Raw genomic sequence first — 22782 nt, 5'->3', positions numbered from 1 at the left:
TTTGAACGACAGTTACTATATAACAAAAACCCTAGACTCGACATGGCTTTCGTTCTGGACGCATGGCTTTCGTGGACTTTTATCAGCATTTGCAACGCAATAAAAAGGGTGAAATATGATCTTAAAAATATGTAAATTATCATATTGAGATATTTTTATTGACAAAAAACTATATTTTTGGAAAAATTATCATTACAAATATCTTTTAATGAATAATACTTTTGTTATTTATTGAGCTATTTTCTTTCCTTTCAACATGGCGCTGTCTTTGACCATGTCAGTAAAAGACTTCATTTATTGAATTATTTTTTCATCCGTCTTCGCATGAGGTGAGGACGAAGTGATGCTGTTTGTCTGAGCAATGCTGTGTTGAAGAGTTGTTTAAATGTTGTCATTCAGCGCATTTAGAGATGAATTTATGTTCCTCACCAAACAGTTACTCGCATTCCGTCCAAATAAATTGGACTGGATTTTTGCGACGAAAACCTTTTTGGCAGGCATGCTTTCACTTTATGTCGCATTTTCTTTAGATTTGGCTTATCCCATTTGGGCGATTGGAACGGTCTTCGTCATCGCAAACCCATATGCGGGTATGACCTCCTCAAAAAGTCTTTATCGGGTGTTGGGAACGTTGTTGGGAGCAATCGTTTCGATTGCAGTCACGCCAAACCTGATCAACACTCCAGAATTGTTCACATTATTTTTAGCCACATGGGTCGGGTTTTGTCTATATTTTTCATTGTTGGATCGGACGCCGCGTAGCTATATTTTTATGTTGGCGGGTTATACCACGGTCATTATTTGCTACAACATTGTCTATAACATTGAAACCACTTCCATGTTTGATATGGCGATTGGTCGCTGTATTGAAATCACAGTGGGAGTACTGTGTAGTGCAGTGGTGAATGCGGTACTGTTTCCCATGCATATTGGTCCCGTAGTCAAAACCCGTGTTTCACAGACTTTTCAAGACACCCGAGCGGTTTTTGATCAGATCCTGACAGATGATGTTAAGGCCATTAATTACAGCACTACGCTTAGTCATATCACGCGGGATATTGCCGATATTCATGTGATGGCCGTGCACTTGAGCTATGAAAAATCGACCTTGCAGGGCATGACCAAACCGCTCCAAGAAATGCTGCATCAACTCAGTATGTTGGTGACAAACTTGGTGGCCATGGCCGAGCGAATTCAGCAGTTAGATCACATTGACGCATGCTACCGTCCAGCTTTAGAAAAGGCGCATGCAGAGATTGTAAAATTTTTACAAAGTGATCAGGTCATTTTAGAGCAGGACTTAAACCAGCTACCTGAGCAGTTTGAGTCGAGTTTTCAAGCCGTGTTTGACAGTGCCTTGCCACAGCAGCAAGTCATGTTGGCCAGTTTAAAAATGGATGTGCGTCATTTCACCCAAAATATACGTGCCATTAAGTTGATTTGGCAGCGTATCCAACAGGGGGATGACAGCTTACCCGCAATCGTGACCCCAATTAGTACAAACTATCCCAACTTACATCGAGATCATGGCGTAGCCGTGCGTGGCGGCATTTCGGCTTTTATTGTGGTGCTTGTGGCGACTGGCTTTTGGATTATCAGTGGTTGGAAAGCGGGTTTTATGATGGCAGAGATGGCCGCTATTTGTGCCTGTATTCTGACCAGTATGGACAATCCTGTTCCTGCCTTAAAAATCTTTATCCGTGCCAGTCTATATGCGGCGATTATTGTCTTTATTTATGCTTATGGCATCTTCCCACACATCAGCGCTTTTTGGATGTTGGCTGTGGTGTTGGCCCCTTTTTGTATGTACTGTCTGATGCTGTTTTTACACCCACCACTCACAGGTTTGGCGCTCCCTTTGATAATGGGTGTGGTCATGGGCTTAAACCTGCAAAACCGTTATCACCTTGACCAAGTGATGTTTTTTGATGCATCGATTGGGACGGTGCTTGGCCCCATCATTTCTGTCTATGTGATTCACTTGGTGCGTGCGATGTCGCCAGACATTACCGCCAAGCGAATCCTGTCTTTACATTATAAAGCGATACGACAAGCGCTTTACTTGCCTTATGGGGTGGAATTTAGAGTGCATTTGCGCAGTATGTTGGATCGGATAGGCGTACTGAATACCAAATTGGTACAGTCCGATCGTTTGAAGCAAAAAATCAATTTGGCCCTGATTGAATCCAGTGCGGTGATTGATTTAACTCGGGTGCAAGAACTGATTGAAAAAATGCCTGTGCAGGCCTCTATCACGCTGCATCTACAAGAACTACAAAGCCAAATGGATGCTTATTTCTACGCTAAAGAATTAGACCATAGCGACCTACAGGTCAGACAACACATTTTGGACAAAATTCAGATCATTCAGGCCGAGCTTATACAACTGCAAGACCTAAGCATTGCTCGGCGTTTGCAAGTTTCACTGAATAATATTCAAAGCAGTCTTTGTCATGCGACATGGGATGAAATGTCTCAAGTCCGTTTGTTGGGAGCATAACGATGGGCGAACTTAATATCTATGGTGTGTATGTGCCAGTTTTGGTCATTCAGGCGGTATTGGCCTACATCGTATTACGGTTACTCATGCGGGTGACCGATCCTTGGGTCGACAAAGGCTGGATTTTTTTACCCAGTATTTTTTATTTATGCCTCTACATTACAGTGCTTGGCATGGTCCATTGGGGTTTTATCGTGAGCTTTGCCTAAGCGCACATCTGATTGAAATGAATGAGGTAAAAGAAATGGCATCCTTTGATTGGCGTAAACTGAGCCGTCCCATCACTTTAGTGCTGATTGCGGGTATCGCGATCGCGGTACTCGTGCATCTTTGGCATTATTATAATGCTGAACCGTGGACACGTGATGGGCGGGTTCGTGGCGATGTGATTCAAGTCTCTTCCGATGTTTCAGGCTTAGTCACTGAAGTTTTAGTGCACGATAATCAAAGCGTCAAACAAGGGCAGGTGCTGTTTAAAATTGATGTGGCGCGTCAGGCGCTTGATGTGGAACAAGCCAAATCAGACTTGGCTAAAGCCAAAGCTAGTTTGGCCGCCGCCGAAGCGGAGCTGTTTCAAAGCAAGGCCAATTTGACCAAATCACAAGCCAATAGTCACTTGGCCGATAAAAATGCAGAACGCTATGCCAATTTGATGGATGGTGCTATATCAAAGCAAGAGCAAGATCAGATGTTTGCCGTACGAGATCAATCACATGCCGAACATGAACAAATGCAAGCGGCGATTCAGCAGGCCAAAGCCAATATTGCGCAGCAACAGGCGTTAATCGATGTAGCCACCAGTCATTTACATTTGGCTGAATTAAACTTGAACCGCTCCGAAGTCCTAGCACCAGCCGATGGCACACTGTCTAATTTTGAGATGAAAGCAGGAAATTATGTCAAAGTGGGGCAGGCGGTAGCGGCGCTATTAGATCGCTCGCAGCTTTATGTGGTCGGTTATTTTGAAGAAACCAAGCTAAATAAAATTTATCTCGGTGCGCCTGCGACTGTACAGTTGATGGGCGACTCAAACATCTTAAAAGGGCATGTGCAGGGGATTGCTTCAGGCATTGAAGATCGTGAACGAACCACAAGTACAGGTTTATTGGCCAATGTAAACCCAACTTTTAGTTGGGTACGTTTAGCGCAGCGCGTTCCTGTGAAAATTGCACTGGATGATATTCCGAAAAATGAATTGGCATTTGTCGCGGGGCGAACCGTGACAGTACATATTACCGAGTCACAGCACTAAATTGGCCTCTGCTCATTTCAAAAAAAGCATCCTCATCGGATGCTTTTTTTAGAACGCTATTTGATGTGTTGAGGTACAACTCCAATCATAAAACCCATGTCATCTGTTTTAAGGAAGTCTTGGTTAAGGTGTAAGGCCTTCAGGATCGCGATACCAACTTTCAATAAACAATGTTGCGGCAAGGCTATCAGCAGAAAGTTTTTTACCTCGGCCTTGCGCATGGTAATGGCTCAGCTCATCACGGGCTGCACGAGTACTTAAGCGTTCATCCACCATCCATGTTTCAATATTGGTTTGATGACGTAAACGACGTGCGAACTTACGTGCTCGAGCAGATAATTCCGACTCGCTATCATCCATATTGAGTGGTAAACCGACTAAAAATACATTGGGTTGATATTGCTTAATAATTTTATGCAGTTCATCCCAATTAGGAATGCCATCTTTCATTGGAAACAAAGCCAAAGGTGTTGCACTTTCAATCAGTGCTTGACCGACTGCCATGCCCATTTTTTGTGTACCAAAATCAAATGCCATAATCATTTGGGGCGTGTTTAAATCAGGCATGTCCAATCTCAGAAGACAACCATGTTCGATCCAGTCCGAGCTTTTTATAGGCAGCATCCCAACGGTCGTCATAAGGAATATTAAAAATCAAATCCATATCAGCATCGCAGACTAACCAATCACCACGAGACAGTTCATCTTCCAGTTGATTTTTGGTCCAACTGGCATAGCCCAAAGCAATTTGATAGCGACCCACACCTTCATTATGCGCAATCGCATCTAAAATATCTTTAGACGTGGTGATACAGATATTTTCCCCCACCGCAATGGAAGAGTGCCATGTCGGCTGGCCCGTATGTAAGACAAAGCCAGCTTCTGGACGCAAAGGCCCACCTTGGAGAACATCGTGTGGTCGGACGTGATCGGCTTCAATTTCAAGATCATTGAGCAGTTCTTTGACTGAAAGCCCTGAAGGGCGGTTGATGATGATGCCTTGAGCACCTTCCTCATCGTGTCGGGCCAAATAAATCACGGTATGGGCAAAGACTTCATCTGCCATATCGGGTGGGGCAATGAGACAGCGATGCGTCAGATATTGTTTGCTCACCTAAAGGCTTCTCCTTGAAATTAAAATGCTTCTAGTCAAATGTTGTTATCTACCACGTTACTAGACTAATGCACTTTCTCCAAATCTTTTTTTGTGATCCAGTCTACATAAATTAGGCGGATTGAAACTTCAACTGACGTAATTGCTTGGCATGTTGTAGTGTAGTGTCATTGATTTCAACGCCGCCTGTCATGCGTGCGAGCTCATCGATACGCTCATCTTCTTCTAAGTTTAAAATGGTGCTACTGGCAGGATCGGTCTGACGTTTTTTCACCAACAAGTGCTGGTCAGACTGTGCTGCAACTTGAGCTTGGTGGGTAATACACAGAATTTGCACATGCGAACCCAAGTCGGCCAAGAGACGACCGACAATTTCGGCTGTGCCACCACTAATACCGACGTCAATTTCATCGAAGACTAAAACTTCAGCTTCGGTTTTTTCAGCATTCATCACTTGCATCACCAATGCGATACGTGACAACTCTCCCCCTGAGGCAACTTTGGCCAAAGGTTGCGGTGGGATACCTTTGTTGGCGGTGAACAGTAATTGGATAAAACTTAGACCTTCACTAGAAACCTGCTCCATTGGTTCAAACTTAAACTCAAAGTGCGCTTCAGGCAGAGCCAATTGTTTGACCTGTTCGGTTAAATGTTTCGCCAATGGTGCGGCTGCATCGCGACGAATTTGGTCAAGGTGCTGGGCTTTATTTAATAGGTCCTGATGCGAGACTTCAACTTGCTCAGCTAGTGTTTCTGGATCTTCTAATAAATGGAGCTGTGCCAGTTCAGATTGCCATTGTTCATGTGCTTGTTTTAAGTGTTCTGGCTGCGTGCGGTACTTACGGGCAAAACGGTGGAACATCTCAAGCTGGGTGTTCAACTCTTCCATACGTTCTGGGTCATAACTTTGACGGTCAATAAACTGACGGAGATTAGCCGTGGCATCGTCAAGCTCACTTTGTGCATTCAGCAAAGAAGTATGAATCTCAGCCAACTGTTCACTGCGTCCTGCATGTGATTCTAAGCGGCGAATAATACTGGAAATTTCTTGATTAATATTTTGTTCAGCATCATCTAAGGCCGTAACGGCATAACTACAGTCCTGCATGATATTTTCATGATGGGATAAGCGGTCGAACTCTTGTTCAATCTCTTTATAGTCGATTTGCACCACATCTTCGAGTTCTTCTAATTGTAAACTCAAAGTATCCATACGTTGTTTACGCGTGGCTTGAGCATCCAATGCGGCTTGGTGCTGACGAATGTCTTTTTGCCATGTGCTATAGGCTTCACGCACAGCTTGCGCTTCTGGGTAGAAGTTATGATAGAGGTCTAACCAGCGTCTTGGATATGGCGGCTCTAGTAGTTGTTGTTGACTGTGTTGACTATACAGCTGTACCAGCAAACGCCCGATTTCTTTCAATTCAGCTAAGCTGCTCGGACGACCATTAATCCATGCTTTGCTGCGGCCAGTGGCAAAAATAACCCGTCTTAGATGAATTTCTCCTGACTCATCATCTAACTCATGTGCCTTTAACCATACGGCTTCAGGGCTATGCTCTTGATAGCTGAAAATAGCCGTGACATCGGCTTTGTCTGAACCGAAACGGACATAGTTGGTATCGGTACGTTCACCCAGACAGGCGGACAGTGCATCTAGCAATAATGATTTGCCTGCACCTGTTTCCCCGGTCAGGACATTAAAACCTTGATCGATATCAAGTGCTAAGTGATCGGCTAAAGCAAAATTAATTAAAGTTAAATGTGTCAGCATAAACGCATCCGAGCTGCGAAAAGTTTTAGTTTAAGATAGTGAAGTTTTATTCAGCCGACAAGACGGCAACGCTATTCGTTTTGTGCAAAGTCGGCTTATTTTAGCGTGAATCTGAAAGTCGACCTAGCAGATTTTTTAAATCCGACTGTTATAGCAAACACAGCACAAACTTGTGGGTATGCGGTGTATACAGAAAGAGCACGACTCAGTGAACGGATCGCATTGGCAAAAAACACGCCAAAATGGGCTGGAAATTGAGGCAATTGTACGATGGTCGGACTTTAACAAAATATTGATTGAGGGGAATAAAACATCGATTGATTAGTTAATCGCACATCTTTAAACTAGCGAATCAATACGAATATAAATGCGCATTATCTGGAGTGTACGCATGTCAACTCAGTTCGACCATGTCTCTGTCATAAAAAAATCCAATGTTTATTTTGGCGGTTTATGCATCAGTCATACTGTGCAATTTGAAGATGGCACCAAAAAAACGTTAGGGGTTATTCTTCCGACAGAGCAAGCTTTGACGTTTGAAACACATGTGGCAGAGCGTATGGAAATTATTTCAGGCGAATGTCGTGTACAAATTGCTGACAGCGAAGAGAGCGAATTGTTCCGCGCAGGTCAGTCTTTTTATGTGCCTGGCAATAGTCGTTTTAAAATTGAAACTGACGAAGTGTTGGACTACGTGTGCCATTTAGAAGGTTAAGCTTTCAACTGATACTCGCCAAGTAATTTCAAGCGAAATCGGTTAAACTATCCGTTGCACAGCAATCCTGTAAAGTCAGCTTTACAGGATTTTTATTTTTGGCACATCGTGTCGATGGTCATTTATCTTTTAGAGGTCCTACATGGCTAAACCTGAATATTTCTATGGCGTTCATTCGGTGGAGTCATTGTTGGAACTTGAACCTGAGCGCGTACTGACGCTTTTTACCTTAAAAGGGCGCGACGACCAGCGTTTAAAGCGTGTACTTGAGTTGGCTGAACCGTTTGGTATTAGCGTACAACAAACCGGTCGTGATCGATTAGAAAAAATGGCGGGCTTGCCATTTCACCAAGGGGTTGTGGCTGCGGTCCGTCCTAATCCAGTTTTCAATGAAAAAGATTTAGAAGCCTTACTGAAACAATCGCCAAATTGTTTATTGCTGGGTTTAGATCAAGTCACCGATCCGCATAACCTAGGCGCATGTATCCGTACCGCGGCTGCAATGGGTGTCGAAGCTGTAATTGTGCCTCGTGATCGTTCTGCAAGTTTGACCCCGACCGCGCGCAAAGTTGCGGCAGGTGGTGCTGAAAAAGTTAAATTTATCCAAGTGACCAATTTGGCTCGGACTTTAGCGCAAATTAAAGATGAGTTTAATGTGCGTGTGGTCGGTACCATGTTGGATGAAAAAGCCTTGCCGCTACAACAGTTCGATTTTACTGGAACGGCTGTATGTGTGGTGATGGGTGCTGAAGATACTGGTCTGCGTCCAATTACCCAGTCTCAATGCGATCAAACGGTTTATATTCCGATGGCAGGCAATCTACAAAGTTTGAATGTCAGTGTAGCAACGGGTATGGCTTTGTATGAAGCATGCCGTCAACGTAATGTCTAAGATTTTTTAATTCCCAATTTAATTTAAGCTCAATGATGACCCCTCAAAAACAAGGCTATGTATTTATTGCCATCACCATGTGTATTTGGGGGGGATTTACCTTAACTGCGCGGCTCAGTGCCAATTGGGGTATTGGTGCGTGGGATATTACCGCCTTACGCTTTCTCTTGGCGTTTTGCATCTTAATGCCAATCTTGATCTATAAAAAAGATACCGCCTTTTTGTGGAAGAAAGAGCCTTTTATTTTGGCGATGATTGGTGGGGTGTGTTACTGCATCACCGCTTATAGCGCTTTTCATTATGTGCCTGCGGCACATGCTGCAATCTTTCTCAATGGCTGTATTCCGCTTTGCACGGCTGTCGCAGCTTATCTTTTATTTCGACAACCATTTGATCGGCATACTTGGCTCAGCCTCAGTATTATGTTGCTGGCACTGGCGGCCATGAGTGGGCTGATGTATCAAGAAACAGGTATCGCCTTTAGTTTAGGTGATGGCTTGTTTTTCCTCAGTGCCGTGCTGTGGGGAACATTTACCGTTTTATTAAGACAATGGAAACTGTCGGCATGGCACTCCATGGCAGGTGTTGCGATTTGGGCTGCGATTATTTTTGTGCCGATTTATATTTTATTTCTACCCAAAACCCTAGCGCATGTGCAACCTGTGCAATTGATTGCTCAGGTTGTATTTCATGGCGTGTTCGTAGTCATCGTGGCGACCCTCACTTATGTGGAAGCGATTAAGCGTTTGGGGGCATTTAAAACAGGCAGTATTGTGACTTTGGCGCCTTTTATTGCTGCGATTATTGCGGTTCCTTTGCTCAATGAGCCTTTGAGTGTTGCGATTTTATGTGGTCTTCTGGGAATGGGGATCGGGGCCTTGCAGCCATGGCGTTGGATACGGCAGGACAGTTTGAAAGCCCAACTCGCACAACAAAAAAAGCAGTCATAATTGACTGCTTTTTTTTAGACTTCTGAATGGGCCAAATACTTTAAATGCAACGGTCTGAGCTGTGCGTATAAGTGTTCCAAGTGTCCATCATTTACCACAATATCATCGGCCAACGCTTGTTTTTGTTCACGGGACATTTGCGCTTTAATGATGGTTTGAATTTGCTCAATGGTTTGATGGTCGCGCTGCGAAGCACGAAGAATCTGGATATCAATTGAAGCATCGATCAGAAGTGTATGTTGTGTTAGTTCATGCTGATTGGTTTCAAAAAGTAGCGGTGAAACCAAAATCGCATAAGGGCTGGTCGCAGCTTGTAATTGTTGCATGATGGACTGACGAATTGCAGGGTGGGTGATCTTTTCCAATTGCTTACGGGCAGACGGGTCCTGAAAAATGTGTTCACGTAAAGCGCGTCGATTCAGTTCGCCATTGTCCAGTAAGACCCACTCGCCGAAGCTGCTTCGAATTTGCTGAAGTGCGGGTTGCCCTACAGCAACAATCTCTCGAGCAACCACGTCAGCATCAACTACCTGTATGCCTTGTTGTTCAAACCAGTGGCTTGCAGCAGATTTTCCACTGCCAATCCCGCCTGTCAGACCTAAAATAAATGACATATTATTTTAATTGCCTAAGTATATTTTCATAATTTGCTCACCCCACAAAAAGGCAATCCATCCTGCGATGGCAATATACGGACCAAAAGCAAAAGGCTGATTTTCTTTGCGCACTTTGAGCAGGATGATGCCGATAATGGCACCTACAAAAGAGGAAAGTAGCACAATCAGCGGCAGTAGCAAAGGGCCCATCCATGCGCCTAAAGCTGCAAGTAGCTTAAAGTCACCATAACCCATACCTTCCTTGCCTGTGATGAGCTTAAACAGATAGTACACGATCCATAAGCATAAAAAGCCAATGATATAACCCCAAATGGCCGCTGTCGGTGTGGTGTAAATCGCATAACTATTGACCCCTAAACCCAGAGCTGCAAGGGTGAGGGTATAGCGATCAGGTAAAAGTTGAGTGTCAAAATCAATAAAAGTTAAGGCGATTAAAATGTAAGTGAGTACGAGACCAAACAACATTTGGATTGTTGGGCCAAAGGCAGCAACCACGACCAATGCACAAATTACGGTCAGGAGTTCAATCGCAGGGTAGCGAATGCTGATCGGATTATGGCAAGTGCCACACTTTCCTCGTAGCAGTAACCAACTCATCACAGGGACATTTTGATACCAGTGTATGGCACTTTTGCATTTGGGGCAGGTCGAAGTAGGCTTGCTCAACGAGAGTTTCGTTTCATCAATAATCGGCTGTTCAGGATGAAGCAGAAGTTGGCAGTCGGTGCGCCATTCTTGTTCCATCATTTTTGGCGTGCGATAGATCACCACATTCAGAAAACTACCGATGCACAAACTAAAAACTCCAACGGCGAAATAAAGCGCCATTGGAGTATTGATCAGATAGGAAATTATTTCTTGCATTAAACCACAGAACCCATTTGGAAGATTGGTAGATACATGGCAATCACTAGGCCACCCACAAGTACACCCAAGACCGCCATGATCAGAGGTTCCATCATTGCCGTTAAGCCATCCACCGCATTATCGACTTCATTTTCATAGTGGGTTGCAACTTTATCCAGCATGGCATCGAGCGCACCAGATTCTTCACCAATCGCTACCATTTGTACTGCCATTGATGGAAATTTATTGGTGGCACGCATCGCGAATTGAAGTTGTTGCCCTGTTGCGACATCTTCACGGATCTTCATCACAGCTTCTTCATAGACCACATTGTTGGTTGCACCCGCGGTAGATTCGAGAGCATCAATTAAGGGTACACCCGCAGCAAAGGTGGTAGACAGGGTGCGGCTATAGCGCGCGATAATCGCTTTATAGACTAAATCACCAAAAATCGGGGCTTTCAGTGCGGCTTTATCCAGCATGTCACGAAACTTTTTACTGCGTTTTTTGGTTTCGAGTAATGCGGTAATTACCACACCAACGACAATAATCAAAATGAACCAGTATTTCTGCATCCATTCAGACATATTTACCACCATTTGGGTGAATGCAGGTAAATCCGCACCAAAGGAACTGAATAAATCTTGGAAAACAGGGACAACTTTGACCATCAAAATAATAGTTACGATCACCGCAACCACAACTACGGTTGCTGGGTATTTCATGGCTTTTTTAATTTTTTGTTTTAGTAATTCACTTTTTTCTTTATAGACCGCTACACGGTCCAGCATGGTCTCAAGTGCACCCGATTGTTCGCCTGATTCAACCAATGAACAGAATAAGTTGTCGAAATATTGTGGATATTTTCTGAGTGCTCCAGCAAAGGTATTACCACCTTCCACTTCGCCTTTAATGCCCAGTACGACTTCACGCATAGACGGGTTTTCTAAACCTTCAGCCACAATTTCGAAACCTTGTACTAGTGGTACACCCGCTTTCATCATGGTTGCGAGCTGTCGAGTGAAAATCGTGATGTCCAGTGTCGTCACTTTTTTCTTCATTATGCCTTCAAGAATATTCTTTTTCTTTTCTCGAATACTCTTGATGGTAATCCCTTGTTTGCGCAAAGTAACTTTGGCGAGGGCAAGATTACGTGCAGGCAATTCCCCTTTAATTTTTGCCCCTTTACGATCAATCCCTTCATAATTGAAGGTTGGCATCATCTGTGCTTTTTTGACAGCCATGCATTTATCCTTATTCTTTCAATATTTCAACTATTCGCTGGTTACACGATTCACTTCTTGTAAGGAAGTGACCCCCTGCATAACCTTGAGTAAACCTGAACGACGTAAATTGTTAAATCCTAATTTTGCAGATGCTTCAGCAATCTGCAACGCATTGCCATCTTCCATAATAATTTTTGAAATTTCTGGCGTGACTTTCATGACTTCATAAATACCAACACGCCCTTTATAACCTTCACGGCACTCAGTACACCCCACCGGTTGATAAACTTTGAAGTCTGGATCTTGGATATCTGTTGAAGTAAAGCCCATTTCGAGCAAGCTTTGTTCGGGAATATCAACAGCGGTTTTGCATTGGTTACATAAGCGGCGCGCTAAACGTTGTGCAATCACCAAATTGACCGAGGTTGCAATGTTAAAAGAGGGAACCCCCATATTGCGTAAGCGTGTCAGGGTTTCAGGTGCACTATTGGTGTGGAGTGTCGACATGACCATGTGACCTGTCTGTGCAGCTTTAATTGCGATTTCAGCCGTTTCAAGGTCGCGAATCTCACCGACCATCACAATATCAGGGTCCTGACGTAAGAAGGACTTTAGTGCAGCAGAAAAGGTGAGGCCGACTTTATTGTTTACATTGACCTGATTAATACCTTCTAAGTTAATTTCAACAGGGTCTTCCGCTGTTGAGATATTAGTGTCTTCTTTATTTAGAATATTCAAACCTGTATACAACGACACCGTTTTACCTGAACCTGTCGGGCCAGTAATTAACAACATGCCTTGCGGTTTGTCTAAAGCCTGCATAAACAGGTCTTTTTGATCTGGTTCATAACCTAAAGCATCGATCCCTAGCATAGCACTAGATGGATCGAGAATACGCAGAACCAATTTTTCACCAAATAAGGTTGGAAGTGAGTTGACACGGAAGTCAATGGCTTTACTTTTTGACAGCTTTAATTTAATACGACCATCTTGCGGGACGCGCTTTTCAGAGATGTCCATTTGTGACATAACTTTTAAACGTGAAGCAAGACGAGTCGCCAGTTGTAGTGGTGGGCTGGCAATGTGACGCAGAACCCCATCTACACGATAACGGACACGGTAAGATTTCTCATAAGGCTCAAAGTGTAAATCTGATGCGCCCATACGAATCGCATCGATCAGTAATTTATTGATGTATTTGACGATCGGTGCTTCATCGCCTTGAGGTGAATCGTCTTCTTCGTCATTGGAGTTCTGAGGGTCTTGTTCTAAGTCTAAATCAATATCTTCATCAGAAAATTCAAAGCTATCGGCCTGCGCAAAATTTTGTTCGATCAGTTTTTCAAGCTGGGGATGTTCAACAATAATTGCTTCAATATTCATTTTAGAATTGAAGCGAATTGCGTCCATCGCATCCATGTTGGTTGGATTGCTGGTAGCGATATAGAGGATATTGCCACGACGGTAAATCGGCAACACACGATGCTTGGTGATAAGTTTGTCTTCGACCAGATCCCGTAGAATTTGTACAGAATCATAGACACTTAAGTCAAAAACGGGCTCGCCAAATTCTAAAGAAATCGTCTCAGCGATCATTTGTGGAGAGAGTTTATGATTTTCAATCAGGTAAGGGACGATGTCTTGCTGAGCCTTTTTTGCAGAGAGCATTGCCTGCTGCATATTTTCAGCAGTCACGCGTCCGTCTTCGACTAAGCGTCGAATGAAGCCTGTGAACTTAGGCAAACCATTTGATACTGACATTCCCCAGATCCTTAACTTCTCAATTGTTTATAATTGGTATCGTAAAATTATACTTTTGTTGCACAAAAATACCATATCTGAAAGTGTTGTCACCACCTTAATATCGATTAAAAGCATGAACTGGTCGTAATAGCAGGCGGTTTTTTTACAAAAAGATGTCTTTATTTTCATTCGTATTATTTTGATTGCCGAAGAAATTCTAGAAGAAAACTATCTTTGAAAAATAAATACCGTGTAGAATGAGGCCGTTTTAATGAACTGTTTTGAATAGGGTGCTGTATGTCGGGTTCGACGATTAAGCCATGGGTTGTCGGCAATTGGAAGATGAACCCAATGCAGGCAGATGCCAAGCAATTGCTTCAAGAATTTAAACAGCTCTTGCAAGAGAATGAAATAGCAGAAGAAAAATGTAACATTGGGCTTGCGCCTGTGACGCTGGCTTTGACTTCAATGCAGACTGAATTGGCGAATGCTGCACGTGCAGTTTTTACTGTAGCGCAGGATGTTTCGCGTTTTGGCAACATGGGTGCATATACCGGTGAGGTGAGTGCAGAGCTGCTTAAAGATAGTCAAATTGAATATGTTTTAATTGGTCACTCAGAACGTCGTGAATATTTTGCTGAAAGCGCAGCAATTTTAAATGCGAAAGCTCAAAATGCCTTAAATGCGGGTTTAAAAGTCATTTACTGTGTCGGTGAAAGCTTAGAACAGCGTGAATCTGGTCAGGCAGAAGTAGTGGTTTTACAACAAATTTGCGACTTAGCCAGTGTGGTAAAGGCAGAGCAGTGGCCTCATATTGTGATTGCCTACGAGCCAATTTGGGCCATTGGTACAGGAAAAACTGCTTCACCAGAAGACGCGCAAACCATGCATGCTAAAATCCGTGAAGGCCTCACGCAAATTACCAGTCATGGCGCGAACATGGCCATTTTATATGGTGGTAGTGTAAAAGCTGAAAATGCAGTAGAGTTAGCGGCCTGTCCAGATATCAATGGTGCACTCGTCGGTGGGGCATCTTTAAATGCAACGTCGTTTTATAAAATTGTCGAAGCATTTGCAAATACAAAATAATTAGGAGTTCAGCATGCAAACTTTTGTGCTGGTAGTACATATTATCTTAGCTGTGTTGATGATCGTGCTGATTTTGGTCCAGCATGGTAAAGGTGCAGATGCTGGCGCTTCGTTTGGTGGTGGCGGTGCTGCAACTGTATTTGGTGCATCAGGTTCAGGTAATTTCTTGACCCGATTGACTGCGGTTTTGACGGCCTTGTTTTTTATCACCAGTTTGTCACTTGCTGTGTTTGCCAAAAAGCAAACCACAGATGCCTATAGCTTAAAGTCAGTGCAAACGACAAGTTCTGCACCTGCACAATCGACTGAAACTTCGCCAGCTGCACCTAAAACAAGCGAATAATTGGAATTAGTCCTTTCTTTTTTGTGACGATGCTACTAGAATGCGTCACAGCTGCGGTGGTGGTGGAATTGGTAGACACGCTACCTTGAGGTGGTAGTGCTTTCGGGCGTGGGGGTTCAAGTCCCCCCTTCCGCACCAACTTATGAATCCAGAAGATTAAGTTGGTGTATGCAGCGAATTCTATTGATGCGGGATGGAGCAGTCTGGTAGCTCGTCGGGCTCATAACCCGAAGGTCGTTGGTTCAAATCCAGCTCCCGCTACCAATCAATCTTATTTTAGAAGCAAACTAAGGTGAGTAACTTAATAATCATTAAGTTAAGAATATTTTTGCGTTTTGATGCGGGATGGAGCAGTCTGGTAGCTCGTCGGGCTCATAACCCGAAGGTCGTTGGTTCAAATCCAGCTCCCGCTACCAATCTTATTTTAGATGCAAACTAAAATAAGCAGTTTAAGTAATTAAATTGAATAATTTTTGCGTTTTGTTGCGGGATGGAGCAGTCTGGTAGCTCGTCGGGCTCATAACCCGAAGGTCGTTGGTTCAAATCCAGCTCCCGCTACCAATTTGATTTAGGTGCAACTAAATCAGAGCAAGTACGAAGTATTTAGATTGAAAAATAGTTCATATTTGTATATAATTTTTGCACGTTGATGCGGGATGGAGCAGTCTGGTAGCTCGTCGGGCTCATAACCCGAAGGTCGTTGGTTCAAATCCAGCTCCCGCTACCAAGTTTCTAAAAAGAGGCTCACAACAAGGTGGGCCTTTTTGCACAGTGGATATTAATTTTCTGTGCAATAATTGGGGCGATTACGCCCTTTTTTATTGGCTATCGTGTAGTGTCGATGTGAGCCGGATACGCTGAAAGTCAAAGTGTCATGTTCCACTACTACTATAGTTTGTATCGGCTTGTAGTGGTCTGTTTCGGCCATTGAATCGCACAAAAATGACGAGAGTAAATGAAGCTATCAAATAAAACTCAAGCACTCCAAGACTTAATTGCTCCTGCAGTGCAAGCCTGTGGTGTTGATCTTTGGGGAATTGAATTCCTTCCTCAAGGAAAACGTTCTTTATTGCGCATTTATATCGACAAAGCTGTCGACGAAAATGCAGAACCCATCATCAATGAAGATGGTGAAGAAGAGCAGGGCCGTGGCATCGGCGTACAAGACTGTGTACGCGTGACTCAGCAAGTCGGCGCAATGATGGATGTCCATGATCCAATTTCAGGTGAATATGCACTTGAAGTGTCATCTCCGGGTTGGGATCGTCCATTTTTCCAACTTGAACAATTACCTGCATATATTGGTCAACAGATCGCTTTCCGTTTGATCAGTGCGGTCGATAACCGTCGTAAATTCCAAGCTAAATTGGTTGCTGTAGATCTTGAAACTGAAATGATTCAAGTCGAAGTGGAAAAGCAACAGGTGCTTGAAATCGATAGTAATAATATTGATAAAGCCAATTTGGTCTATCAAGATTAATTCATTTAATAAATAAGAATCTGAACGAATAGGTGGCTTATGGCACGTGAAATTCTTACCGTAGTTGAAACGGTTAGTAATGAAAAAGGTGTACCTCGTGAAGCGATTTTCGAAGCCTTAGAACAAGCGCTTGTTGCTGCGACTAAAAAGAAATTTTACGAAGGAACAAACTCTGAAGAAGCTCAGCTTCGTGTAGAGATTGATCGTAAAACGGGCGAATACAGCACTTTCCGTCAATGGGAAGTGGTTGCGGATGAAGATCATGAAATGCCAGCATGTCAAGATGCGATTTCTGATGTTGATCCTGCACAATGGTCGATTGGTGATATTCGTGAGCTTGAAGTGCCTTCAATTGACTTCGGTCGTATTGCGGCGCAAATTGCAAAACAAGTCATTGTTCAAAAGATTCGCGAAGCTGAACGTGCGTTGATTGCAGATGCCTACGAGTCTAAAGTGGGTGAGTTGATCTACGGTGAAGTGAAAAAGCAAACCAAAGATGGCTTTATCATTGACCTTGGCGATAACGCAGAAGCGTATCTTGCACGTGAAGAAATGATTGCAAAAGAAATTTTGCGTCCGAAGCAACGTGTAAATGCGATTTTGTTTAATGTGAACCGTGAAGGTCGTGGTGCACAACTACAATTGTCACGTGCCAAGCCTGAAATGCTTATCGCTTTGATGAAGAAAGAAATTCCTGAAATTTCTGAAGAAATCATTGAGATTAAAGCGGCAGCGCGTCAACCCGGTGTTCGTGCTAAAATTGCTGTGAAAACCAATGATCATCGTATTGATCCAGTGGGTGCATGTATTGGTATGCGTGGTACACGTATTCAAGCAGTTCAGCAAGAATTGAACGGTGAGCGTATTGATGTTGTTGTATGGTCTGATGATCCTGCACAGTACATTGCGAGTGCTTTAGAGCCAGCAGATGTATCGGGTATTGTGATTGATGAAGAAGAACGTACAGCGGACATTATTTTCGCAACTAGCGATCAATTAGCGCGTGCGATTGGTTCACAAGGTCAAAACGTACGTTTAGCCTCTGAACTTACAGGCTACAAACTCAACATGATGCTTGAAGATGAGTATCATGCTCGTCAGCAAAATGAAGCACAACAATACTTAGACCTATTTGTATCGCGTCTAGATATTGAAGAAGATTTGGCAATGGCATTGGTTGAAATGGGCTTCACTTCTTTAGAAGAGATTGCTTATGTTCCAGCTGAAACATTTGACGAAATCGAGCTAGATGCTGAAGTTGTTGAATTACTTCAAAGTCGTGCCAAAGAAGTTGCATTGGCTGATGCATTACAGCAGCAAGAAAACATCCAAGATCCAAGCGCGGAACTCGTTGCAATGGAAGGGATGACGCAAGAGATTGCTTATGCACTTGCAGCACGTGGTGTCATCACAATTGATGACTTGGCTGACCAAGCGACTGACGATATTGCTGATATTGAAGGTCTGGGTACAGAGAAAGCGGGTCAACTTATTATGAAAGCGCGCGAATCATGGTTTAACTAGGAGATCTACATGACGGATAAGACGATACAAGAGTTAGCTCTCAGTGTGAACCGCCCTGTTGAGAAGCTCCTAGAGCAGGTTCGTGATGCTGGTTTACCACAGCGTAAATCGGACGATATAATCTCTACTGAACAACAAGATGCCCTCGTGCACCATTTGAAGAAAATTCATGGTCAAGACGATGGTCAGGCAGGAAAAATCACGTTGAAACGTAAAACGACCAGTACCGCTAAAGTAGCGAGTACCTCAGGTAAGGCAAAAACGATTAATGTAGAAGTTCGCAAGAAACATACATTTACCAAGCCAGATCCAGAACAAATTAAAGCGGAAGCTTTGGCGAAAGCGCAAGCTGAGCAACAAGCTCGTGCGAACGTACAAGCTATGGTTGAACCTAAAGCTGAAACGCCAGTAGTAAATAAAGCGGCTGCAAACTTTGAAGCGATGCGTGCTGCTGCAAAGCAAGAAACAACGAAGCAAGAAGTAGCAAAAGCTGCGGTAGTTGTGAAGCGTAAATCAAACAATAAGCCTGTGGTTAAAGCACAAGTTAAAGTTGTTGAAACACCTGAACAGAAAAAAGCACGTGAAGCTCAAGCCGCTCAATTAAAAGCGACTGAAGAAGCAGCACGTCGTAAGGCAGCTGAAGAAGCGCAGCAACGTACACTTGAACAAATGCGTCAAATGGCATCTAAGTATTCAAACGAAGATGCAACTGCGACCATTCGTGTAGTGGATGATTCTCCACTTGCTGCGGGTCTGGTTGGTCAAGCATATGAAGACTCATTTGCGAAAGAAGACCGCGAAATCAAACGTGGTACCAATACGCCAGCTACACGCGCACCGAAGAAAGGTGGTCGTCGTGGTGAAGAGCAATCTTTCCGTGATAACTCGCATAAACGTGGTTTAAAAACAAGCTCTGCAAACAAGCATGGTTTTGAAAAACCGGTTAAAAAGCAAGTTTATGATGTTGAAATTGGTTCAACCATTGTGGTTGCTGACTTGGCTGCAAAAATGGCAGTTAAGGTACGTGAAGTAATTAAGTCACTCATGAAAATGGGTGAGCTTGTCACTCAGAACCAAGCGATTGACCAAGAAATTGCAGCATTAATCGTAGAAGAAATGGGCCATAACCCAGTTCTTGTATCGGATACGCAAGCTGAAGATAACTTACTTGAAGCAGCAGAAGAAGCACGTGGCGCTCAAACGACTCGTCCTCCTGTTGTGACCATCATGGGGCACGTTGACCATGGTAAGACATCGTTACTTGACCGCATTCGTCGTTCAAAAGTGGCAGCTGGTGAAGCGGGTGGTATCACTCAGCACATCGGTGCGTATCATGTTACGACGGATAAAGGCATTATCACATTCTTAGATACTCCGGGACACGCAGCATTTACTGCAATGCGTTCACGTGGTGCGAAATCGACAGACATCGTGGTATTGGTTGTTGCAGCAGATGATGGTGTAATGCCACAAACAGCTGAAGCGATTGATCACGCACGTGCTGCAGGTACGCCAATTATTGTTGCAATCAACAAGATGGATAAAGAATCTGCTGATCCAGATCGCGTATTGAATGAATTGACTGTGAAAGAAATCGTGCCTGAACAATGGGGCGGTGACGTTCCTGTTGCAATGGTTTCAGCACATACAGGTCAAGGTATTGATGAGCTTCTAGATATTATTTCAATCCAAGCTGAATTACTTGAGTTGAAAGCATCTGAAGAAGGTGCTGCTCAAGGTGTCGTGATTGAAGCACGTGTAGACAACAGCCGTGGTGCGGTAACGTCTATCCTTGTTCAAAACGGTACATTGAAAGTAGGTGACCTTGTTCTTGCCGGCGCATCTTATGGTCGTGTACGTGCGATGACAGATGAAAACGGTAAACGTATTCAGTCTGCAGGTCCTTCAATTCCGGTTGAAATTTTAGGTCTACCTGAAGCGCCAATGGCGGGTGATGAAGTTCTTGTTGTGAATGACGAGAAAAAAGCACGTGAAGTTGCCGATGCGCGTATGGATCGTGAACGTCAAAAACGTCTTGAGCGTCAAAGCGCAATGCGTCTTGAAAATATCATGGCGTCTATGGGCAAGAAAGATGTGCCTATCGTCAATGTGGTATTGAAAACTGATGTACGTGGTACATTGGAAGCATTACACGTTGCACTTGCTGACCTTGCAACAGACGAAGTTAAAGTCCGTGTTATTGGCTCAGGTGTTGGTGCGATCACTGAATCTGACGTAACACTAGCTGAATCTTCTGAAGCGGTACTTCTTGGCTTTAACGTACGTGCGGATAATGCAGCGCGTCAAAAAGCGGATGCTGATGGCATCGACATTCGTTACTACTCAATCATTTATCAATTGATTGATGATGTGAAAGCAGCGATGAGTGGTAAGCTTGCGCCTGAACACCGTGAAACAATTCTGGGTGTGGCTGAAGTACGTGAAGTGTTCCACTCAAGTAAGTTTGGTGCAGCAGCAGGCTGTATGGTGCTTGAGGGTATGTTACACCGTAATAAACCAATTCGTGTCCTTCGTGATGATGTGGTGGTGTTCCAAGGTGAGCTTGAGTCACTTCGTCGCTATAAAGAAGTGGTTGAGGAAGTTCGCGCAGGTATGGAATGTGGTCTTGCGGTGAAAGGTTATAAAGACATCAAAGAAAAAGACAAGATCGAAGTCTATGATGTTCAACTGATCAAACGGAGTCTTTAATGGCGGGTAGTCAACGTCTTAAGCGCATGGCGGATACAGTACAACGTGAGTTGTCTGAACTGATTCGTCAAGAGTTGAAAGATCCACGCTTAGGTGGTCTCGTGACCATCTCTGCGGTGAAGGTCAGTCCGGACTTAGGTTATGCTGAAGTATATGTGACTGTGATGGGCCGTGAGCTTGGCGATGAGCAAAGTGAAGCAGCCAATAAAGAAACCCTAGATGTGCTGAACAAAGCATCTGGTTTCTTGCGTCACGAACTCGGCCGTCGTATTAAGACACGTATTACACCGCGTTTGCGTTTCCATTACGATAAAACCAATGCATATGGTAACTATATGTTTGGCCTGATTGCTGAAGCAGTAAAGGATTTACCCGCTGACGAAGCAAACAAAGATGATGAATAATTCAGTCTAACTGAATCAAAAAGCCACCTTCGGGTGGCTTTTTTTTATGCGGAGTAATGGCTGAAGCTAGATTAAGACTTGAAAGATATTGCATAGGATTATGATAGGGGAGTAGAGGGTTGAGCTTTTAGGGATTATTTTGATCATTAAGTTGCTGTGGACTGGATTGATATGGGCAATGATTTACTAGCGGGACACTTTGCTCATTTTAATTATTGAGTGGATTGAGTATCAATTAGCTTGATCAGTCCACCTGTGTTGGTCAATGTAATGGATGCGACACCATCTAATACGTTAGAACATTATCGTTATTACAATGTTCAAATTAGCGCAACATCACCATGTCAGTGCTGAAGCGCTAGAAATGTATTTATTTTTATATCTTTAAGGACACAAGCATTTAAAGACGATGTTCAGTGTCTTCATGCTTATTGCTAAAAGCTCTGCGACGAGTACGTTGCCAAGGAAGTGGACGGTTGAGTGCTTCTGGAACGTCACCGCTCAGCGAGCGTAAGCGCAAATGTAGCGCCGCTTGCGCCATCAAATTTGCCGATACAGGTGCAGTTAAGAAGGCAAACAGCGTTAATAACAGCTCAGCAAAACCAAAGCGTCCTTGAAATGCAGAATAGATCATTGCCGCGATCAAGAAGCTCCCTAAGCCTAAGGTACTGGACTTGGTTGGGGCATGCAGGCGCATGAATAAATCGGGCAGGCGCACCATTCCAATTCCTCCGACCAGCATGAAGAAAGTGCCGATCATGAGAAAAATGGAGACTAAAATTTCCATCGTAAGTTGCATCGATCTTGCTCCTAGTCAATCACATGACCTGAGGTGAAGTAGCGTGCTAAAGCGGCTGTAGAGACAAAGCCGAGCATCGCAACCAAAAGAGCACCTTCAAATAATGAAGTGCTGGCCCAGTAAATGCCTAAAATAATAATGAGGCAGATTGCATTTAAAAAGAGTGTATCGAGTGCTAAGAGTCGGTCTACAATCGATGGGCCGATGATTAAGCGAATTAAGCACAGCAACATTGAAATGGTGACGGCGATTAAACAAATCCCGAGGGCATAAGGCAAAATAGTCATGCTTTGTCTCCTGCTTCGACACCAAAAATTTGCATCAACGGTTTTTCATAACGCGCTTTGATATTTTCAATCTCGGCATTTTCATCATCGGTGCTGAGGGCGTGAACTAAAATGTCCCCGCGATCTTGATCGATGCCTGCTGAAACAGTGCCTGGTGTAGTGGTAATAATCATCGCCAGTAAGGTGTTTACTTCCTCATGTTGTGTTTCCAGCGGAACGCGAAACCATTTGGGTTGTAGACGATCAATTGGGCCGAGGACCAATTTAGCCACTTGAATATTCGACATCACAATGTCGTATAACACCACAAAAAATAGTTTCACCGCCGCTTTCCATTCAATATTTGGAGTATACGTAATGAATGGTCTGATCAGACGCGGAATAAAAATAGCCAGTAAAAATGCCATCACTAAGCTGGCTGCATCGACACTATGTGCCAACATCACCCAGCTCAGCGCAACAATCACCGAGACAAAAGGGTGGGGTAACCAACGCTCCAAAAACGACGTTTTTTTCAT

The 22782-nt window shown here is 43.7% G+C and carries 22 protein-coding genes and 5 tRNA genes; 17 read left to right on the top strand and 10 right to left on the bottom strand.

Annotated features, from left to right (window positions below; genetic code table 11):
* Window positions 1–418 precede the first annotated feature (418 nt).
* From JZ787_RS09285 to JZ787_RS09275, 3 genes are read left to right on the top strand one after another with little or no spacing between them, the layout of a single operon-like run.
* A complete protein-coding gene (locus JZ787_RS09285; RefSeq protein ID WP_346312215.1) occupies window positions 419–2500 on the top strand; it encodes an FUSC family protein in 2082 nt (693 codons plus the stop codon).
* 2 nt (window positions 2501–2502) lie between these two features.
* Window positions 2503–2709 (top strand): DUF1656 domain-containing protein, encoded by a 207-nt coding sequence (locus tag JZ787_RS09280; protein ID WP_005400946.1) that lies wholly within the window; start codon window positions 2503–2505, stop codon window positions 2707–2709.
* Between the two features lie 35 nt (window positions 2710–2744).
* Window positions 2745–3752: an HlyD family secretion protein gene (locus JZ787_RS09275; RefSeq protein WP_346312172.1), complete on the top strand. Its 1008-nt coding sequence runs from the start codon at window positions 2745–2747 to the stop codon at window positions 3750–3752.
* 123 nt (window positions 3753–3875) lie between these two features.
* Here the strand turns inward: JZ787_RS09275 and ruvX are convergent, their stop codons facing one another.
* The 3 genes from ruvX to recN form a co-directional block, all read right to left on the bottom strand.
* Window positions 3876–4319, bottom strand: coding sequence for a Holliday junction resolvase RuvX (gene ruvX / locus JZ787_RS09270; protein WP_062035179.1), 444 nt, complete (start codon window positions 4317–4319; stop codon window positions 3876–3878).
* Window positions 4312–4866 (bottom strand): YqgE/AlgH family protein, encoded by a 555-nt coding sequence (locus JZ787_RS09265; protein WP_087527061.1) that lies wholly within the window; start codon window positions 4864–4866, stop codon window positions 4312–4314. The genes ruvX and JZ787_RS09265 overlap by 8 nt, the downstream gene beginning before the upstream one ends.
* Before the next feature lie 112 nt (window positions 4867–4978).
* Window positions 4979–6640 carry a DNA repair protein RecN gene (gene recN, locus JZ787_RS09260; protein ID WP_346312171.1) on the bottom strand — a complete coding sequence of 554 codons (1662 nt, stop codon included), beginning with the start codon at window positions 6638–6640 and terminating at the stop codon, window positions 4979–4981.
* Between the two features lie 391 nt (window positions 6641–7031).
* Between recN and JZ787_RS09255 the strand changes: the two genes are divergently transcribed.
* The 3 genes from JZ787_RS09255 (at window position 7032) to JZ787_RS09245 (ending at window position 9197) form a co-directional block, all read left to right on the top strand.
* On the top strand, window positions 7032–7355 hold the full coding sequence (locus JZ787_RS09255) for a pyrimidine/purine nucleoside phosphorylase (protein WP_004692718.1): 324 nt from the start codon (window positions 7032–7034) through the stop codon (window positions 7353–7355).
* A 142-nt stretch (window positions 7356–7497) separates the two neighbouring features.
* Window positions 7498–8247: a 23S rRNA (guanosine(2251)-2'-O)-methyltransferase RlmB gene (rlmB, locus tag JZ787_RS09250; RefSeq protein ID WP_004692717.1), complete on the top strand. Its 750-nt coding sequence runs from the start codon at window positions 7498–7500 to the stop codon at window positions 8245–8247.
* A gap of 32 nt (window positions 8248–8279) precedes the next feature.
* Window positions 8280–9197: a DMT family transporter gene (locus tag JZ787_RS09245; protein ID WP_346312170.1), complete on the top strand. Its 918-nt coding sequence runs from the start codon at window positions 8280–8282 to the stop codon at window positions 9195–9197.
* A gap of 14 nt (window positions 9198–9211) precedes the next feature.
* Here the strand turns inward: JZ787_RS09245 and coaE are convergent, their stop codons facing one another.
* The 4 genes from coaE to pilB are packed head-to-tail and all read right to left on the bottom strand — an operon-like array spanning window position 9212 to window position 13647.
* Entirely contained in the window at window positions 9212–9811 is a 600-nt protein-coding gene (gene coaE / locus JZ787_RS09240) for a dephospho-CoA kinase (protein WP_224216451.1), read from the bottom strand.
* Between the two features lie 6 nt (window positions 9812–9817).
* Window positions 9818–10678, bottom strand: a complete 861-nt coding sequence (locus JZ787_RS09235) for an A24 family peptidase (protein ID WP_346312169.1) — start codon at window positions 10676–10678, stop codon at window positions 9818–9820.
* The gene (locus tag JZ787_RS09230; RefSeq protein ID WP_159152946.1) at window positions 10678–11904 is read right to left on the bottom strand and encodes a type II secretion system F family protein; all 1227 of its coding nucleotides are present in this window, start codon (window positions 11902–11904) and stop codon (window positions 10678–10680) included. The genes JZ787_RS09235 and JZ787_RS09230 overlap by 1 nt, the downstream gene beginning before the upstream one ends.
* Window positions 11905–11934: 30 nt before the next feature.
* A complete protein-coding gene (gene pilB, locus JZ787_RS09225) occupies window positions 11935–13647 on the bottom strand; it encodes a type IV-A pilus assembly ATPase PilB (protein ID WP_168159359.1) in 1713 nt (570 codons plus the stop codon).
* 279 nt (window positions 13648–13926) lie between these two features.
* Between pilB and tpiA the strand changes: the two genes are divergently transcribed.
* The 11 genes from tpiA (at window position 13927) to JZ787_RS09170 (ending at window position 21178) form a co-directional block, all read left to right on the top strand.
* Window positions 13927–14718: a triose-phosphate isomerase gene (gene tpiA / locus JZ787_RS09220; RefSeq protein ID WP_168159358.1), complete on the top strand. Its 792-nt coding sequence runs from the start codon at window positions 13927–13929 to the stop codon at window positions 14716–14718.
* A gap of 13 nt (window positions 14719–14731) precedes the next feature.
* Window positions 14732–15061, top strand: coding sequence for a preprotein translocase subunit SecG (gene secG / locus JZ787_RS09215; RefSeq protein WP_004692710.1), 330 nt, complete (start codon window positions 14732–14734; stop codon window positions 15059–15061).
* A 53-nt stretch (window positions 15062–15114) separates the two neighbouring features.
* Window positions 15115–15199 (top strand) — tRNA-Leu (locus JZ787_RS09210).
* 49 nt (window positions 15200–15248) lie between these two features.
* A tRNA-Met gene (locus tag JZ787_RS09205) sits at window positions 15249–15325 on the top strand.
* Between the two features lie 75 nt (window positions 15326–15400).
* Window positions 15401–15477: transfer RNA gene (locus JZ787_RS09200), tRNA-Met, on the top strand.
* Window positions 15478–15545: 68 nt separating this feature from the next.
* Window positions 15546–15622 (top strand) — tRNA-Met (locus tag JZ787_RS09195).
* A gap of 89 nt (window positions 15623–15711) precedes the next feature.
* Window positions 15712–15788, top strand: a tRNA-Met gene (locus JZ787_RS09190).
* Between the two features lie 228 nt (window positions 15789–16016).
* Complete coding sequence (rimP, locus tag JZ787_RS09185) at window positions 16017–16541, top strand: ribosome maturation factor RimP (RefSeq protein WP_346312168.1); 525 nt, start codon at window positions 16017–16019, stop codon at window positions 16539–16541.
* A gap of 39 nt (window positions 16542–16580) precedes the next feature.
* A complete protein-coding gene (gene nusA, locus JZ787_RS09180; protein WP_004692706.1) occupies window positions 16581–18065 on the top strand; it encodes a transcription termination factor NusA in 1485 nt (494 codons plus the stop codon).
* A 9-nt stretch (window positions 18066–18074) separates the two neighbouring features.
* Window positions 18075–20774, top strand: a complete 2700-nt coding sequence (gene infB / locus JZ787_RS09175; RefSeq protein WP_010325772.1) for a translation initiation factor IF-2 — start codon at window positions 18075–18077, stop codon at window positions 20772–20774.
* On the top strand, window positions 20774–21178 hold the full coding sequence (locus JZ787_RS09170) for a ribosome-binding factor A (protein WP_004978763.1): 405 nt from the start codon (window positions 20774–20776) through the stop codon (window positions 21176–21178). The genes infB and JZ787_RS09170 overlap by 1 nt, the downstream gene beginning before the upstream one ends.
* Before the next feature lie 400 nt (window positions 21179–21578).
* Here JZ787_RS09170 and JZ787_RS09165 read toward each other — a convergent pair whose 3' ends face one another.
* The 3 genes from JZ787_RS09165 to JZ787_RS09155 are packed head-to-tail and all read right to left on the bottom strand — an operon-like array spanning window position 21579 to window position 22782.
* A complete protein-coding gene (locus tag JZ787_RS09165; protein ID WP_004692702.1) occupies window positions 21579–21977 on the bottom strand; it encodes a Na+/H+ antiporter subunit G in 399 nt (132 codons plus the stop codon).
* A gap of 11 nt (window positions 21978–21988) precedes the next feature.
* Window positions 21989–22264: a monovalent cation/H+ antiporter subunit F gene (locus tag JZ787_RS09160; RefSeq protein WP_004692700.1), complete on the bottom strand. Its 276-nt coding sequence runs from the start codon at window positions 22262–22264 to the stop codon at window positions 21989–21991.
* Window positions 22261–22782: a Na+/H+ antiporter subunit E gene (locus JZ787_RS09155; protein WP_004692699.1), complete on the bottom strand. Its 522-nt coding sequence runs from the start codon at window positions 22780–22782 to the stop codon at window positions 22261–22263. Before JZ787_RS09155 ends, JZ787_RS09160 begins: the two co-directional genes overlap by 4 nt.

Origin of the sequence: Acinetobacter sp. BWR-L5, from assembly GCF_039655985.1 — a bacterium.
GTDB lineage: Bacteria > Pseudomonadota > Gammaproteobacteria > Pseudomonadales > Moraxellaceae > Acinetobacter > Acinetobacter johnsonii.
This window is presented reverse-complemented; position numbering and strand designations above follow the sequence as displayed.